21 protein-coding genes and 1 pseudogene are annotated in these 15,618 nt (G+C 34.5%); 16 read left to right on the forward strand and 6 right to left on the reverse strand.

Annotated elements, in window-relative coordinates; genetic code table 11:
- Positions 1-316 precede the first annotated feature (316 nt).
- The 4 genes from J2W48_RS14670 to J2W48_RS14685 all read left to right on the forward strand — a co-directional run bounded on the left by J2W48_RS14670 (position 317) and on the right by J2W48_RS14685 (position 3,033).
- Positions 317-691, forward strand: a complete 375-nt coding sequence (locus tag J2W48_RS14670) for a response regulator (protein ID WP_310282391.1) — start codon at positions 317-319, stop codon at positions 689-691.
- A gap of 83 nt (positions 692-774) precedes the next feature.
- Positions 775-1,131: an SPW repeat domain-containing protein gene (locus J2W48_RS14675; protein ID WP_310282392.1), complete on the forward strand. Its 357-nt coding sequence runs from the start codon at positions 775-777 to the stop codon at positions 1,129-1,131.
- Positions 1,132-1,185: 54 nt separating this feature from the next.
- Positions 1,186-1,977 (forward strand): DUF2243 domain-containing protein, encoded by a 792-nt coding sequence (locus tag J2W48_RS14680; RefSeq protein ID WP_310282393.1) that lies wholly within the window; start codon positions 1,186-1,188, stop codon positions 1,975-1,977.
- A 105-nt stretch (positions 1,978-2,082) separates the two neighbouring features.
- On the forward strand, positions 2,083-3,033 hold the full coding sequence (locus tag J2W48_RS14685; RefSeq protein ID WP_310282394.1) for a hypothetical protein: 951 nt from the start codon (positions 2,083-2,085) through the stop codon (positions 3,031-3,033).
- A 110-nt stretch (positions 3,034-3,143) separates the two neighbouring features.
- Here J2W48_RS14685 and J2W48_RS14690 read toward each other — a convergent pair.
- Positions 3,144-3,322, reverse strand: a pseudogene (locus J2W48_RS14690) (IS1595 family transposase); the annotation flags it as partial.
- Positions 3,323-3,484: 162 nt separating this feature from the next.
- Complete coding sequence (locus J2W48_RS14695) at positions 3,485-3,922, reverse strand: hypothetical protein (RefSeq protein WP_310282395.1); 438 nt, start codon at positions 3,920-3,922, stop codon at positions 3,485-3,487.
- 466 nt (positions 3,923-4,388) lie between these two features.
- Here J2W48_RS14695 and J2W48_RS14700 point away from each other — a divergent pair, with 466 nt between their 5' ends.
- The 10 genes from J2W48_RS14700 to J2W48_RS14745 all read left to right on the forward strand — a co-directional run bounded on the left by J2W48_RS14700 (position 4,389) and on the right by J2W48_RS14745 (position 11,301).
- Positions 4,389-4,583 (forward strand): hypothetical protein, encoded by a 195-nt coding sequence (locus J2W48_RS14700; RefSeq protein WP_310282396.1) that lies wholly within the window; start codon positions 4,389-4,391, stop codon positions 4,581-4,583.
- Between the two features lie 166 nt (positions 4,584-4,749).
- The gene (locus J2W48_RS14705) at positions 4,750-5,001 is read left to right on the forward strand and encodes a DUF7218 family protein (protein WP_310282397.1); all 252 of its coding nucleotides are present in this window, start codon (positions 4,750-4,752) and stop codon (positions 4,999-5,001) included.
- Between the two features lie 237 nt (positions 5,002-5,238).
- Complete coding sequence (locus J2W48_RS14710; protein WP_310282398.1) at positions 5,239-5,571, forward strand: hypothetical protein; 333 nt, start codon at positions 5,239-5,241, stop codon at positions 5,569-5,571.
- Between the two features lie 349 nt (positions 5,572-5,920).
- On the forward strand, positions 5,921-7,045 hold the full coding sequence (locus J2W48_RS14715; protein ID WP_310282399.1) for an NAD(P)/FAD-dependent oxidoreductase: 1,125 nt from the start codon (positions 5,921-5,923) through the stop codon (positions 7,043-7,045).
- Complete coding sequence (locus tag J2W48_RS14720; RefSeq protein WP_310282400.1) at positions 7,046-7,756, forward strand: methyltransferase domain-containing protein; 711 nt, start codon at positions 7,046-7,048, stop codon at positions 7,754-7,756.
- Positions 7,756-8,808, forward strand: a complete 1,053-nt coding sequence (locus J2W48_RS14725) for a type III polyketide synthase (RefSeq protein WP_310282401.1) — start codon at positions 7,756-7,758, stop codon at positions 8,806-8,808. The genes J2W48_RS14720 and J2W48_RS14725 overlap by 1 nt, the downstream gene beginning before the upstream one ends.
- 22 nt (positions 8,809-8,830) lie before the next feature.
- Positions 8,831-9,268 carry a 3-hydroxyacyl-ACP dehydratase FabZ family protein gene (locus J2W48_RS14730; protein WP_310282402.1) on the forward strand — a complete coding sequence of 146 codons (438 nt, stop codon included), beginning with the start codon at positions 8,831-8,833 and terminating at the stop codon, positions 9,266-9,268.
- Positions 9,265-10,536 carry a beta-ketoacyl-[acyl-carrier-protein] synthase family protein gene (locus J2W48_RS14735; protein WP_310282403.1) on the forward strand — a complete coding sequence of 424 codons (1,272 nt, stop codon included), beginning with the start codon at positions 9,265-9,267 and terminating at the stop codon, positions 10,534-10,536. Before J2W48_RS14730 ends, J2W48_RS14735 begins: the two co-directional genes overlap by 4 nt.
- A 4-nt stretch (positions 10,537-10,540) precedes the next feature.
- Complete coding sequence (locus tag J2W48_RS14740; RefSeq protein WP_310282404.1) at positions 10,541-10,795, forward strand: acyl carrier protein; 255 nt, start codon at positions 10,541-10,543, stop codon at positions 10,793-10,795.
- A complete protein-coding gene (locus J2W48_RS14745; RefSeq protein WP_310282405.1) occupies positions 10,792-11,301 on the forward strand; it encodes a 4'-phosphopantetheinyl transferase superfamily protein in 510 nt (169 codons plus the stop codon). Before J2W48_RS14740 ends, J2W48_RS14745 begins: the two co-directional genes overlap by 4 nt.
- Before the next feature lie 43 nt (positions 11,302-11,344).
- Here J2W48_RS14745 and J2W48_RS14750 read toward each other — a convergent pair whose 3' ends face one another.
- Both J2W48_RS14750 and J2W48_RS14755 read right to left on the reverse strand, forming a co-directional pair.
- Entirely contained in the window at positions 11,345-11,800 is a 456-nt protein-coding gene (locus J2W48_RS14750; protein ID WP_310282406.1) for a hypothetical protein, read from the reverse strand.
- Between the two features lie 27 nt (positions 11,801-11,827).
- Complete coding sequence (locus J2W48_RS14755; protein WP_310282407.1) at positions 11,828-12,145, reverse strand: hypothetical protein; 318 nt, start codon at positions 12,143-12,145, stop codon at positions 11,828-11,830.
- 639 nt (positions 12,146-12,784) lie between these two features.
- Between J2W48_RS14755 and J2W48_RS14760 the strand changes: the two genes are divergently transcribed.
- Positions 12,785-12,937 (forward strand): DUF2243 domain-containing protein, encoded by a 153-nt coding sequence (locus J2W48_RS14760; protein ID WP_310282408.1) that lies wholly within the window; start codon positions 12,785-12,787, stop codon positions 12,935-12,937.
- Between the two features lie 266 nt (positions 12,938-13,203).
- Positions 13,204-14,208, forward strand: coding sequence for an SDR family oxidoreductase (locus J2W48_RS14765; protein WP_310282409.1), 1,005 nt, complete (start codon positions 13,204-13,206; stop codon positions 14,206-14,208).
- A gap of 183 nt (positions 14,209-14,391) precedes the next feature.
- On the opposite strand, the gene J2W48_RS14770 is transcribed toward J2W48_RS14765, so the two are convergent.
- On the reverse strand, positions 14,392-14,613 hold the full coding sequence (locus tag J2W48_RS14770; RefSeq protein WP_310282410.1) for a hypothetical protein: 222 nt from the start codon (positions 14,611-14,613) through the stop codon (positions 14,392-14,394).
- A gap of 3 nt (positions 14,614-14,616) precedes the next feature.
- Entirely contained in the window at positions 14,617-14,874 is a 258-nt protein-coding gene (locus J2W48_RS14775) for a hypothetical protein (RefSeq protein WP_310282411.1), read from the reverse strand.
- Between the last annotated feature and the right edge of the window lie 744 nt (positions 14,875-15,618).

Here is a 15,618-nt window from a genome sequence, read left to right on the forward strand (position 1 = left end):
TATTTACAATTTATTTTTACATAATTATGAAACTTAATTGTTAGAATCATTCCGATTTATTTTATAGCATACTTTTAAGTCAGTCATATTAATTTCATTTTTAACATGGGAATTATATAAAAAAAATCATAAATTATATAAATTAATTTTTATTGACAATTCTATTTTTGAAAAATAAATCGCTATTTAGAAAGAAAAAAATTACAATTAATCAATATGTCAAAATATTAATCGATAAACAACCTATTTTTATCGACAAAAGGATTTAAGCTTCAAAACATACAAACAATTATTTAATCCATTAAATGACTTATTTATGAAGTATAAAAATATTCTACAAATTGACGATGATTATGATGACTGCGAATTTTTTGAACAAGCATTAAAAACAGTTTCAAATGCTTCTTACACTGCTGTGAATAATCCGTTGGATGCTTTAAGATTACTAATAAACAAAGAGATAAAACCTGACCTCATTTTTATGGACGTCAATATGCCTCTCATGTCTGGTCCCGAATTATTAACCGAAATTAAAAAAAGGGAAATCACTAAAAATATTCCGGTAATTATGCTGTCAACTTCTTCTCTTCTTTCCAAAAATTACGAAAAAGTATTAGGTGCAAAAGATTACCTTATTAAACCCAATACTTTCAACGAACTTAAAAATTTGATAAGAAATACACTCATTTAATAGTTAAGTGAGTCTATTTCTTCTTAGAAGTAAGAAAATTAGAAAAGAAAATTGAACATGGCATTCACACTAAAATTAAAACCATGAAATTAATTACCCCTAAAACCCATGCTTATCTGGACTATATTGTTGGAATCTTCCTTTTGGTTGCCCCATTCACTTTTCATTTGGCTCGCAGAAGTCCTGAGGGACTCATTTTTTTTATTCTTGGCGCAGGTTTGCTTATTTATAGTATGATAACCAATTATGAGTTAGGCCTTTTTAAAATAATTCCGATGAAAGTCCATTTACTTCTGGATGTACTGTCCGGAATTATTCTTGCCGCTTCACCGTGGCTATTAGGCTTTTCAGATCGCGTTTATCTCCCCCATTTAATAGTAGGCCTATTTGAAATTGGAGCAGGTTTATTGACCAGTTCAAAACCAAAGCCAAGTCTTTAAAACATGTCACAGATTAAAAAAGTATCTTAATCTGTGGCAAATAAAAAGAACCTTATGAAAAAAAAGAAATCTTTTTTAATCCTGGCAGAACTATCCGTTTTGGTAATGAATCCCTTTAATTATAAGATTACTAATCGCCTCAATAAAATATTGTTTATCGGTCTGTTGCTATTCACTTCTAATGGATATTGCTGTATCAATTGCAACAAAGAACTGCAGCAGGCTATAAGTGACAGTTTTTTTACCAATATTTTTATAATGTTCTCCGCCTTCATTGTTTTGACTCTTATAATTGTAGCTTTAATTTATCTCTCCGTCAGAAATTATAATTTAGATTCCAATTCAGATATAGCTGCTTCTAAAATTACCTCTGTACCCCTTGTTACTGCAGCAATAGTCGTAGGAATTGGTATTGGAGGATTTGCAGACGGAATTGTTCTGCACCAGATTTTGCAATGGCATGAAATGCTTTCCAATAAATTTCCACCCGATACGGTATTACAAAAAAGCGTGAATATGTTTTGGGATGGTATTTTTCATCTTTTTACTTTACTCTCCACAATAGTTGGAATTTACGTGCTTTGGAAAGTGCTCCGAAAAATTAATACCAATACCTCCGGATATCTTCTTACCGGAGGAATGTTGGCTGGTTGGGGAGTTTTTAATTTAGTGGAAGGAATTATTAACCATCAGACTCTTGAAATGCATAATGTTAGAGAACTCACAACTAACAAAGAGTTGTGGAATTACGGATTTCTTTTTTTCGGGATTCTGCTGCTGCTTTTCGGATGGCTAATCATCCGTAAGGAATACCTTAGTTCCGGATATAACGTTGAAATTAAATAGGCCTATTTTGCCCTCCAACTATGGATTAATTTCAATAGACAATCATAATTTAAATTTCAAAGGTCTTAAAAGAATGCCTTTTTGAATCATCCATATAGATACAAAATGAAAAAACTGGTATTGTTTATATATTGCGTATTTCCTGCCATATTCTATCCGCAAGTACAGAAATACACTCCGAAAGTTAGTCTCGCCATTGAAACATACGCCTTCCTGAAAGGTCAAAGTTATGCACTTCAAATGATTGCCTCCCAATTTCCCGCACTTCAACCAAATATTGCAGCAGCAGAAAAGAGCTCAAAAGTTTTGTTCGGGCGGGCAGAGCGAAATATAGAACTCTTTTTGGAAGATGAGCTAGAGAATTCAGAGTTCAATAAATTACAAAACGATCTTGATTCTCTGCTCAAAGAACAATTCAAAAATCCAATTGAAAAAGAAAAATATGCACTCGATTTCCTCGTAACAGTCAAAGACAGGCCGCATTTAATTATCGATACATTGCTATTAAAAGGAATCTTGTCTTTTGCCTACCATGACGCTCCTCATCAGGAAATCACTGACGGTCATATTAAAACTTTCAACACAAAAGGTCATCATAAGGCAGAACAAGCCTCCCTAAAACTATCCCTGCCTAAAAGCTGGCTGGCTGAGGAAGCCGAAATGCCCGAAACAATTCAACAATTTACCAGCTATTATGGAACAGGCAATGAGAAATTCCTAATTGTTGTATATGATTTACCTCAGGAATATGACATTATTCTTGACCAAAATTCAATTTCAGAAATGATACCTCCCAAATCTAAAATTATTCGAACCACAGCTTTGACAATTGACGGCAGGCCCGGGATGATGGTCGAAGTTGAAGAAACCATTGACTCTGCTGATGATAAAATGAAAATACGAATGCTGCAGTTTATGTTCGTCCTGAAACGTAAATTATACTGTCTTCAAGGAAGTATTGGACCAGTCGAAGTCAGCAAAAATCTTGAATTTCAAATAAAAAAATATGAACCGTTGTTCAGGCTTATTGCTGCTAAAGCACAAATTGACAAGTGATTACATTATAAAACAACGCTTAATAATAAAAATATACCCTTGACAAACAATTTCATATTTCAAACATATCAGATCCGGACATTATTGCTCCAGATGCTTTGGAGCAGGAAATACCAAATTAAAAACGATAAATTAGAACTTTGCAAAATGGTACCACTGCGCAATAAGATTCTGCTTCTGCATCTCTTACATTCATAACTCCATCTGCTTTTTATCCAAAATGTCCTTTGCTTCCGCATTTACACTCAACACCAATCTTATCTCTTTCCTGCTTAAAATGAATTATCATTCAGTATGAAACACCTATATAATAACACTTCTGAATATCTGCAATTGTCAATATTGTTCCTGAAAAATCTTTGTCGTTTTGCACCTCCTAAACCTTTGAACCTCAAAAAAACCTTTAGACACAGTTGCAAATTTAAAAAGTAAACATAAGTTCATCAAACCATTAATCAGCTTTGTACTTATTATTCCAATACAGCATTAATAAGAGCGTTACAATAATGCAGGATGCAGATCCCTCAAAAAACAGACTAAGCGCATATGCCGGTACCGAAGGTTCCCCTCCAAACATAAAAGCCTGCGATAGAGACTTCACGTATCCATCTCCGCCTTTTGCATAGCTGTAAATTAATAGCGCTATAATACTTAAAACAACGCCCGTAAAAGAAGTTACCATAGCTGATACAGCATTTGGAACGAAACTATTTTTACCTTCCGCAAGATTCATTTTCAACGTTCTGTTTACACCGTAAAGAATAAATAAAACATTTAATATACGCAGGTAAAATAAGTGGGAAAGATTTAGAACTTCCATTAGCAGAAAAAAAACTGCAATTGCCAGAAAAATAAAAAAGCCGTTAACTATTTCCTTAGGTATTTTCATAATGATTAGTTTTAAAATTATTAGAAAGAACCGATATTTTTGAAACGTGTATAATTCGAAAATTAATAAAAGATAAAGCATATTGCTTTCTACTATTTTCTAATAAAATTATAAAATAACCATAGCAACTTATAGCAAGCGTTTTTTAAGTAAAACCAAATTTAAAATTGAGATTTAATTGCAGAGACTAATTATAATCTTTGATATCAATCATTAAACTGATAAAAATATAATTACCACTTAAAATACTGTAATTTTTTCTTTAACAAAGACGTTAGCTTTACCTAACTGCCTTGTTTATATTAAAATTTTATAATTCTAAAAAATCATGAAATAATTAAGAGCGTTATAAAAAGACAGTCCATAAAAAAATTGAAGCAAAAATCAATTCTCTATGAAAAGGATAAAAAATAAATCAACACCTTCAAAAAATAATTATTAATTCTAAATTTTAAAATTATGACAAATGATAATAACGAAAATTTCGATCAGGAAAATCGTGATTTTTATTCCAAAAAAGGACAGCGAGTGTACGGATAGCGAAGGATTTCATCCACAGCCTTCACAAAACGAAAATATTCCGGACGAGGAAAATAAAACAGAAGTTTGGAAAATAGCTTTTATCGTGATTCTAACGAAGTTGATTCCGATAATGATCTAGAACAGACGAACTTTAGATAAGTTACTGCAAACAAAGACGAACCCAATGATGATGATTTAGAAAACGAGAATTTAAATCGTAACAACGAGAATCTTCTTTAATTTCACTTTCAAACTTTCTAATGTTCGATTAGAAAGACAAGTTATAAACTATAAATTATATTATTATGCCAGGAAAAAATCCAGGTCCCCAAATTAAAGATAAGGACCAATATGAAGCATTGCGCGATAAAGGGTATAGCAAACAAAAATCAGCGCGAATTTCCAATAGTAAGGGAGCCGAAAAAAGAGGCGGCTCAAGTAAAGAATATTCGGAACGAACAAAAGAAGATCTTTATGCAGAGGCTAAAAAAGCCAGTATTAAAGGAAGATCCAAGATGACGAAGAAAGAATTGATGGAAGCATTACGGAGCAATTAATCACTTATCAAATAGATTTATAAAGCTAATTCATTAAGGCTTAACTTTCTTTAATTAACTGATAAAAAAGATAATTACAAATAAAAATCTTATATTTTTTTGTTTTTCACAGACTTTAGATTTGTCAAATTATAAGTCCTTAAGCAGCTTTGCCCTCAATTACTTCTTCACTAAATAATAAAAAACCCTAACTATAAAATTAGCAGACAACAATAAATTAATTTAAAACTATTTATTATGGCAATAGAACCCAACGGGAATTATGGACGAGATAATCGTCATTCTCAATCAGAAAGTCAGATAATTAATTCTGAAACCATAGAAAATGAAGATCCTGCAATTAACCAGCATGATAGCTCTGACAACGTTAATCACTCTAATAACAGTGATACCGGTTTACCTGTTAAAAATTCTTCGGAAGAGGAAAGTCAGGATGATAACGATCTTAAAGATCCTTTTTTTCAAAAAAATGCAGATATTGCCCAGGATCTTGATGAAGATTTAAAAAGCGCTAATGATGACGAAGATTCAGACCTCGATTTTGACCAAAAAGACAAATCTGATCTGTAAAATGACAATTTTGGAGAAGAAAATGATTGAGATTCATGAATCTTATTTAGAGGAAGGCATCAATTCAAATATTAATGAACAAGATCCTTTAGATTCTTGAAAAGATATAAATCTTCCTATTAGAACCGCTGGAATACTTCAGCGGTTTTCTTTTCAATTTTAATATTTTCCTGTAATTTCAATTGAATTTTGGCTCTTGATGTTAGAAGAAATATTATAATATAAAATAGAAATAATATAACGAGATTGAGCGTTTAGAATTTAACTTTAATTTTTTTAAAAAATGAGTTTAAAAAGAAAAATTACAGCCTTCTTATCAATTTTGTTTTTTTATAGCTAACTTGTGTATATGGAAATAAATACCGACGTACTTATCATTGGAGGCGGACTTGCAGGTCTGGCAAGTGCAATTCATTTATCCAGAAAAGGAATGCAGGTAACTCTTATAGAGAAATCTTCCTACCCAAGACATAAAGTTTGCGGCGAATATATTTCTAATGAAATTTTACCCTACCTATTATGGCTGGGTGCAGATGTCTCAAAATTAAATCCTGTACCTGTTTCTCAATTTGAGTTTACAACGCAAAAAGGAAAAAGCGCAAAAGCAAAACTTCCATTAGGCGGCTTCAGTATCAGCAGGTATAAACTGGATCATTTTTTATATGAAAAAGCCCTTGCAAATGGATGCAGAATAATTTTGGAAAACGTTACCGATATAACGTTCCAAAAAGATTTATTTCAGGTTACAACTCCAAATCAGGTATTATCCAGTAAAATTGTATTGGGTGCATATGGTAAACGCTCCAATATCGATCAGGTCTTATCAAGAGAATTTATTCACAAAAAATCATCGTGGCTCGCTGTTAAAGGGCATTACTCCGGTGATTTTCCTGATGATCTTGTAGCCTTACACAACTTTAATGGCGGCTATTGCGGCGTTTCAAAAGTAGAAGATAATAATATCAATATTTGTTATCTGGCGGACTACGCAACTTTTAAGCAGTATAAAAATATAGAAGATTATCAACAGAATGTCTTGTATAAAAACAAGCAGCTTAAATCGATTTTTGAAAATAGTAATCTGCTTTTTGAAAAACCAATCACCATAAGTCAAATATCATTTGACAAAAAACAACCTGTCGAAAATCATATCATCATGATTGGAGATACCGCAGGTCTTATTCATCCTTTATGCGGCAATGGTATGGCAATGGCATTGCACAGTTCTAAAATAGCATCAGAGTTAGTATTGGATTTCCAAAGCGGAATCATTTCGCGAGATCTTTTAGAAAAAAAATATCAAAAAAAATGGCAGTCACATTTTGGGAGAAGATTGCTTATGGGCCGCATTCTGGCAAAAATCCTGATGCAAAAAAAAATAACAAATATTCTTGTTTCGATAGCAGTATCATTTCCTGACGTGCTTTCATTAATCATTAAACAAACGCACGGCAAACCAATAGTAATCAATTAAATGGCAATAAACACGCAATACAGAACTCAGGAAACCGAGATAATGGATGATTTTACACTTACCGGTGAGGAATTGCAATCTGCACTGGATCAAATTGCCCGCATTAACAGATTACTTGGCGGTAACAAACTTACTCTTAATGGAACAAAAGAATTATTAAAGAAAATCAATACTTCAGAACCAATAACAATAGCTGATATAGGCTGCGGCAATGGCGATATGCTGAGAATGCTGGCGAATTACGGTTCTGAGAATAATATGAATTTTAAACTCATAGGTATCGATGCTAATGCTTTTACTATAGATTACGCCAAATCATTGTCTGTCAGTTTTCCTGTTATTGAATATATATGTGTTGATATTTTTAGTGAGGAATTTAAAACCCTTCAATACGACATTGTTTTATGTACGCTAACCCTGCATCACTTTACCAATGAGCAGATCACGAATATAATTAGTATTTTTAATAAAAATGCAACAATTGGCATTGTAATAAATGACCTGCATCGCAGTAAGCTGTCGTACCGCCTTTTTGAATTGATCTGCTTTGTTTTTAATCTGAACAAAATGTCGCGGGAAGATGGACAAGTATCCATTTTAAGAGGTTTTAAAAGAAAGGAACTGGAGGAATTCTCCAAAAAATTAGATTTAAAAAATTATATAATTAACTGGAAATGGGCATTTCGCTACCAATGGATAATTGCTAAATAATGAGTGTAAAAATAACAACAGTTGCAAAGCAGCTACCCCGGTATTCCCGCACAACAGAAGCGATACTTCCTTTTCTGGATGGCTGGCTGTCTGGACATGAAGAGCGTTTTATAAAAAAAGTAAAAAAGATATTTGAAAGCGCAGCCGTAGACAAACGGTACTCTATAATGGATCCCAGTGAGGTTTTTACCGCAACCTCTTTTGAAGAAAAAAATGATATTTACTGCCGTGAAGTTATTATTTTAGGAGAACAGGTTCTCGAAAAAGCACTCAACAAAGCAAACTGGGAACCGCAGACACTGGATTATATTATTACAGTAAGCTGTACAGGGATCATGATTCCTTCATTAGACGCTTATCTTATCAATAAAATGAAACTAAGGCAGGACATAGTACGTCTGCCCGTAACCGAAATGGGATGTGCTGCAGGAATATCAGGCATTATATATGCGAAAAATTTTCTTAAGGCCAATCCCGGAAAACGTGCTGCGGTAATAGCGGTAGAATCGCCCACAGCCACTTTTCAGCTTAATGATTTTTCGATGCCAAATATTGTAAGTGCAGCCATTTTTGGTGATGGTGTCGCCTGCTGCCTTTTATCATCGTATGAAGAAGATAATGGCCCTGAAATCATCGATGAACAAATGTATCATTTTTATAATGCAGAACATATGATGGGGTTCAAAGTGACAAACAACGGATTGCAAATGGTTTTGGATATTGAAGTTCCGAATACAATTTCAGAACATTTTGGCGACATTATCCATCCTTTTTTAAAGAAAAACAATTTAGAAATTAAGGATGTGGACCATATGATATTTCATCCCGGCGGTAAAAAAATTGTCACAACTGTTGAAGCTTTATTCTCAGGATTAGGCAAAAACATTGAGGATACCAAAGAAGTACTCAAACAGTATGGTAATATGTCAAGCGCAACAGTTTTATATGTTTTAGAACGCATTATGAACAATAATCCGAAATCCGGAGAGAAAGGACTTATGTTAAGTTTTGGTCCTGGATTTTCGGCACAACGCGTTTTATTACAGTGGTAATTAGTACATATAACAACAGAAAATGGAATTAAAAGATATTATAGCACAGCTTCCTTACAGTAAACCTTTTTTATTTGTGGATGAAATACTTCAAGCAGATGGAAACGGCATTACGGGAACTTATACTTTCAAGGAAGATCTTGACTTTTACAAAGGACATTTTAAAGGTAATCCTGTAACACCTGGCGTTATTTTAACTGAAACCATAGCTCAGATTGGGATGGTCTGTCTTGGTATTTATTTACTGGGTAATGAATTGAAAAAAGATACCGTAGTTGCTTTTACATCGGCAGATATGCAATTTCTGAAACCTGTATATCCAAATGAAAAAGTGACGGTAACGTCTCAAAAAATATTTTTCAGATTTGGTAAACTAAAATGTGAAGCGATTATGAAAAATGAAACCGGACAAGAAGTCTGCAAGGGAATAATTGCCGGAATTATTACCACAAAATTATGAAAAAACGAGTTGTCATAACAGGTCTTGGAGTTGCTGCCCCAAACGGAATTGGAGTTGCCGCGTTTACACATGCTTTGAAAAACGGAATTTCAGGTGTACGACATGATGCACAATTAGAAAAACTGCAGTTTTCCTGCCAGATCGCCGGCAAACCGCAAATTTCGGAAGAATTGAAATCTGAGTATTTTACAGAATTGGAGCTCCGTGGCTTTAACAGCACTGGAATTTTATATGGTGTTATTGCCGGAATGGAAGCCTGGAAAAATGCAGGTTTGCCGATAGCAAATGAAGAACCGGACTGGGAAAGCGGTACTATTTTTGGGTCGGGAACATCTGGAATTGATAAATTTCGAGAAAGCATTTATAAAATTGACGAATTGCAAACCCGCAGGCTTGGCAGTACTGTTGTTGCCCAAACCATGAATAGTGGCATAAGTGCTTATCTGGGTGGAAAACTCGGATTAGGAAATCAGGTCACTACAAACTCATCAGCCTGCTCCACGGGTACTGAAGCTATTATAATGGCTTATGACCGCATACAATCCGGGCAGGCAAAGCGGGTATTAGCGGGTAGTACCGGAGACAGCGGTCCATATATCTGGGCTGGATTCGATGCTTTACGTGTATGCAGTTCAAAATATAATGACAATCCTGAACATGGCTCTCGTCCTATGAGTGCATCGGCAACGGGATTTGTACCCGGCAGCGGTGCCGGCGCATTGCTTGTTGAAACCCTCGAAAGTGCTTTGGAACGAGGCGCAACCATCTATGCAGAAATACTGGGAGGCAACGTAAATTCTGGCGGACAGCGAGGTAACGGCAGTATGACAGCGCCAAACAGCACAGCAGTACAACGATGTATAATTAGTGCAATCAGCAATGCCGGAATATCGGCAAATGATATAGACGCTATAAACGGCCACCTTACAGCAACCACAAAGGATAGTCTTGAAATTGAGAACTGGACTAAAGCTCTGGGGCGAAATGGTGATCGATTTCCATATATAAATTCTTTAAAAAGCATGACCGGTCATTGCTTAAGTGCAGCAGGAAGCATAGAAAGCGTTGCAACGGTGCTGCAGCTTCATGAAGATTTTATATTTGGAAATACCAATTGTGAGGATCTGCACCCTGAAATTACAGCACTTATTGACTCTTCAAAAATTCCCTTAAAAACACTAAAAATAACTTCTGATATCATTGCAAAAGCAAGTTTTGGTTTTGGTGATGTTAACGCCTGCGTATTCTTTAAAAAATTTCAAAAATAATTATATGAACAAACAAGAACTTATACTGAAGCTTAAAACGATCATAAAGCCCTACACAACCAATACAGAGGCTTTTGACAACCTAACAGAAGATACTGATTTTATAAATGATCTTAGTATTAATTCAGCCAATTTAGTTGATATTGTTCTGGACATCGAAGAAACTTTTGATGTAGTCATTGACAATACTGATATGGAACGCATGCTTGATGTTAAAACCGCTGTAGAAATTATAGAAACAAAACTCAGTGCGCAATGATAGGCAATGATGTTATAGATATTATACAATCACGCCTTGAAAGTAACTGGAAGCGTAAAGGCTTTGTAGAGAAAATTTTTACTGCCGAGGAACAATTACTTATAGCCCAGGATTTAAACCCTGAACTTATGGTTTGGATTTTTTGGAGCATGAAAGAAGCTGCCTATAAAATTTATAACAGACAAACCAAAATCAGGGCCTATATTCCTCATAAGCTGATGTGCAGTTTAGATAATCCAGCAAGTGATCCTGATATGGCCACAGGAAAAGTGAGCTGCTGCAATACTATTTATTACACTAAAACAGTCATCACTAAAGATTATATACATACAATAGCTGTTAGTGATTTACAGCAGTGGAATACTGTAACTGAAATTAAAAAAAACAGTATCATTAAAGACCAGGACGGAATTCCGTTTTTATTGTCTTCCCTTTCAAATAGCCTGCACGATGTTTCCATCAGCAATCACGGACGTTTTGAAAAAGTAATCTGCATCTCTGTTTAAACATAGACTGCTACTGTTACCAGCAATTATGCTCTTGCAGAACTTACATGATTTTTTCACCATTTATAAGCAAGAAAGTAAATATCGCTGTTATGCCAAAAATAATATGTGCCAAAAATAACTGGATATAATAGCCTTTGTCATTGGCTTTTTTTTCAAATCGGGCGAGCTTTAACATTATAATCCAGCCAATAATACCAATTACGCCGCATATCGCACCGAGATAAATTCCAGCCACGACATTGAAGGAAATTATTCCATTTAACCAAAGAAGATAATATCCTAAAACAAAAATGAATCCGATAAGGTAATGTATCAGCCATGCCAAAATTTCTTTTAGCCGGTCTGAAACAGTAATTTTTAAACGGATTAGAAGATATTTAAGAAGCAAAGGCTCTTTGTACAATTCCTTAAAACTTGCCGATACAATATAACTAAACATTGTCATCGCTGAAGTTGCTGTAAAAGTGGCAATCAATAATTGAATAAATGGATTCATTTTTATTTGTCTTAAATTAAATATCGATTAATATTCCTCATTTTTTTTCTTATCCCTGCGTTCTTTTTTGTTTTGTTTCATTCGTTCATCTGCACCATCGTCAACTCCCCGGCCTTCAGACATAGGTTTGTAGATTGATCCTTCAGTATTCGCGGCAGGAGGCCCCATTTCTATTTGATATTTATGAGAAACATTGCCACTAAACCATTCGGTAAATCGTGGAAAAACATTAGCAAAAAAAGAAGCTCCTTTAGCCTTCCATCCTACCGAAACTATTTTTTTTGGACGCAAAGATTTTCGAAGCACTGCATTTACCACTTTATCCGGTTCGTCCATTAATGCCATTTTTGGTTCTACTCCAGTATAATTGGCGGCATGTCTCCACAATGGAGTGTCAACTGCCCATGGCTCTATTGTAACTATCTTAATGTTTGTATAACCATTAAGCCGTAATTCCTGACTTAAAGAAAGACTTACACTTCTTACCCCTGCTTTAGATGCTGCGTAACTGGTTTGATAGCTTTATACCGGCCTAATTTTTTCGCAGCGCCTTGGCCAACACCACTGGAAGCTCCAATTATTACATACGTTTTGCCGGATATTTTTTTTGTCCCGAAGCACCTAGTTTCCAAGTGGTACAGCCTGCTGTTAAAAGTAAAAGGCATAATAACAGTAACCATTTTATGCGTTCTAAAAATATAGGAAAATGCATAATTTTATTTTATAATTAGTCATTTCGTAGACTATTAATTGTCAACTCTCCTCTTTCAAAAATAAAGGAGACATTAGAAAATGCCTTTATATAATTATACATTCTTTCTTATAATATTTCTATGATTTTTTTGAAAAATATTTTACTTTTCCCAAATACTAATTTGATTATCAAATACTTAATAAATATTATAATTACAAATTTTGTAAATTCATCTTTTTTGACCAGATTATTTTTACTTAAACATTGAACTAGTTAAAACTATTATACTGTTGATTTTAATTTACTTTGCCACTCGTTTTACAATTAATTCTATTCCATATAAAAAGCAAGCCACGGTTTTAGCATGTACCTCTGTCATTTTAGGAATGGGTATTGGCGGATTTCAGGATGGTATTGTGTTCCATCAAATATTACAGGCATAATATGTTGTCGAATAAGTTTCCTTCAGATACACTGGTTTACAAGAACACAGATACACTGGTTTACAAGAACATGAATATGTTTTGGGATGGGGGCGGCATACTCACCGCTGGGCCACATAAACCTTTAATTAATATACTTTAATTATACTTATGTAACAAAACGTGATAATTCTATAAAACCATATTTTTTGCATTCTTTAAATTTAACTGATTATCAACATCATAAAAAATAATATAAAAATTTAAAGAACTAAAAAAAGAATATTATGGAGACCAAAAATACAATATCCCGTCGCTCCGCAATAACGAGTATGGGAGCCGTACTTGCAACTACAGCGTTTACTCCTATTTTGGCAAATGGCTTTGAGCCAGGCGAAATTCAAACTTCTGATATACCGGAAGATCCAACAACAAAATATCCCCGACCGCCATTTAAGGAGCAATCACAACCCTGGCCGGGTCTTGTTAGTAAAATGGATCCCAGACCTGATCATGGCGAAAAAAGTTATAAAGGCACAGGGCGGTTAAAAGGCAGAAAAGCATTGATAACCGGAGGTGATTCAGGAATGGGCAGGGCTGCAGCAATTGCCTACGCCAGAGAAGGCGCAGATGTAGCCATAAATTATTTTCCTACTGAAGAAGAAGATGCCAAAGAAGTAATCCAGCTAATAAAAACCGAAGGACGCAAAGCTATCGCAATTCCGGGGGATTTAAGAGATGAGTCATTTTGTAAATCTCTCGTTGAGCAAGCTGCAAAAGGTCTTGGCGGACTTGATATTGTAGTTAATAATGCGGCACGTCAACAGACACATGCATCTATTTTGGATATTTCTACAGAAGATTTTGACTGGACAATGAAAACTAATATTTATGCTCCTTTCTGGATCATCAAGGCTGCACTTCCGTATTTAAAACCCGGTGCCTCCATTATAGGAACCAGTTCAGTACAAGCTTATGCTCCCACAGAGGATTTATACGACTATGCACAAACAAAGGCTGCGACAACAAATTACATTAAATCACTGGCAAAACAACTAGGTCCAAAAGGTATTAGGGTTAATGGTGTTGCGCCCGGACCAATATGGACTGCACTACAGGTGAGCGGAGGAGCAACTATGGAAAAACTTAAGGAGTTTGGTTCAATGACACCAATGGGAAGACCAGGACAGCCGGCAGAACTTGCCTCTATTTATGTACAACTTGCCGCTAATGATGCCAGTTATGCCACAGGCCAGATTTATGGTGCCAGCGGTGGAGAAGGTAATCCTTAAAATAATAAATAATGTAGTTGACATTCTATCACCTACATCCATATTCTGGCCTTATAGTATCATATAAAATCTAAGCCTGCAACGGTAAGTGCTGCAGTTTTTTTTATACTATTTTCTTTTGTTTTCTTTGATAAGTAATTTTAAAATAAAGCTGCTTTAGAGCAGCTTTATTAATGAGATGAGCTATGATTCTTCATTTTCCTCAGGATTTTCCTGTTGCAGGTCTTGCGTAAGATCAGCAAAATTATTTTCGGTCTCGGATTCTAAATTACTGTCTTTTCTATAAAGACCTTCTTCCTCGTCCGGACTAAAAGTACCAGATCCGCTATATTGATTTCGGGCGTTAAAATCTTTGTCCGAATTTGGGTTTTCAAGATCTATCGGATTTTTACTTTTCTTTTCCATAATTTAATAGTTTTCACCGTTGTCCTGAGCGTCATGTCCGGCTTGCTTAACTAGTTTATTATATATACCAAGCAATAAAAATGGAGCCGCCCATTGCCCTACAAATAAGGCCGAATGGTTTTTACCCAGGCACTTTAATGTTAATGATGTTCCCATTGCCGCCAAAGAAGCATATAAATACACATCTGATGGGATTTTTGATGTTTGCTCTTCAATAGCTTTTGCGGTAGTACCTTCTGTGTTTTCATTTTCAAGTATCATAATATTTGATTTAAAATTAATTTTCGAAAATTAAAATATACATACGAAGACATTTTACAAAATTTACATTTGCTTTTACAACTTTCATAGATATATAACTGATTATCAATCACAACCAATTGTGCAATACCCCCACCGTAGACTTCCTGCCCCACCTTACCGCTTCTTTCCCGACAAGTATAGAGATAACCCGGGTTGTATTTCTCTTCTTTCTGAAAAAATAAATATGTGGAAAAAACCAGCAGAAGCATCCGCAACTCTAAAATAAATTATTCCGCACCCTAAAGTAATGTCACACGGATCTTACTGATTAGGGAATTCTCTTCATCATCTTCTAAAAAATAATTATTAGATAATCTGTACAAGTATAAAATTTACTATTCTGTATTTTTTTACTGTAGAATAAAATTGCATTGTTATAAAACCAACATTAAATACTCTAATACAAACACTTAATAATTTATTTTCACGCTTATTATACTACACCACTCTGTGCTGAAAGTGCAAAGGTTTGTTTTACAGGGACTTTCAGTCCCTCTATTCTAAAACTGGACTAAAAATTTTCAAAACTAACATTAGGTCAATTTAATTTAAAAACTAATGTTTTATATTTTTTCGCATTACTAAAGTGATGCAATAAATTGCAGGGAATAAAACCCAAATCTGAGACCAATAAAAAACCTGCAGCTTGCTGCAGGTTCTTCAATCAAGAATTAATAAATAATCAACTAAAGGAATTATAAA

The organism is Flavobacterium piscis (assembly GCF_031457575.1).
GTDB classification, from domain to species: Bacteria; Bacteroidota; Bacteroidia; order Flavobacteriales; family Flavobacteriaceae; genus Flavobacterium; species Flavobacterium piscis_A.